Source organism: Corynebacterium nasorum (assembly GCF_022345765.1).
Lineage (GTDB): Bacteria > Actinomycetota > Actinomycetes > Mycobacteriales > Mycobacteriaceae > Corynebacterium > Corynebacterium kefirresidentii.
The window spans coordinates 1-540 of the sequence record NZ_JAKRDR010000043.1 but is presented as its reverse complement, the minus strand read 5'-3'; the positions used below and the strand labels follow the sequence as shown (position 1 = coordinate 540).

The 540-nt window shown below is 54.1% G+C and carries 1 protein-coding gene; it reads left to right on the top strand.

What is annotated here, in order from left to right; genetic code table 11:
• Positions 1 to 515 (top strand): CAP domain-containing protein (locus MHK04_RS12160; RefSeq protein ID WP_239209028.1); only part of this gene is annotated, 515 nt, incomplete at its 5' end.
• Positions 516 to 540 lie beyond the last annotated feature (25 nt).

The following is a 540-nucleotide window of genomic DNA, read 5'->3' as shown; positions in this document are numbered from 1 at the left end:
TCATGCCCGAACCAGTAGAAAAAATCGCAGCACCAGCTGCCGCAGCCGCAGCACTAGTCGGCGGCGAACTCGCAATACCAACCCCACCAGCGCAAGCCCAAGGACCAGGAGGGCCAAACCCAGCAACGGTCAACGAACTAAAACCAGAAGGAGTCCGCGCACACTCAATCGTCCTCAAAATCAACGAAGTCAGAGCACAAAACGGACTCAACCCCGTAACTGAAAACCCAGCCCTCAACGGCATAGCCCAAAACTGGGCAGACCACGTCTGTCAAACCGACAACCTCCACCACCGCCCAGAACACTGGAAGACTTACCCAGCCGATGTACCACCCGGAGGAGAAAACATCCTCCAAGCATGGAACGACTACTCAGACGCACAACTCGTTAAGCTCTGGGTTAATTCACCCTCACACCGAGAAATTCTTCTAGACCCCGAAGCCAAAACCGTCGGCACAGGAATAGCCGTCAACCCACAAGGCAAGCTCTTTGCGGTTCAAAACTTCGGACGCTAAATAGACCACTAATGGCCTCAAAGGA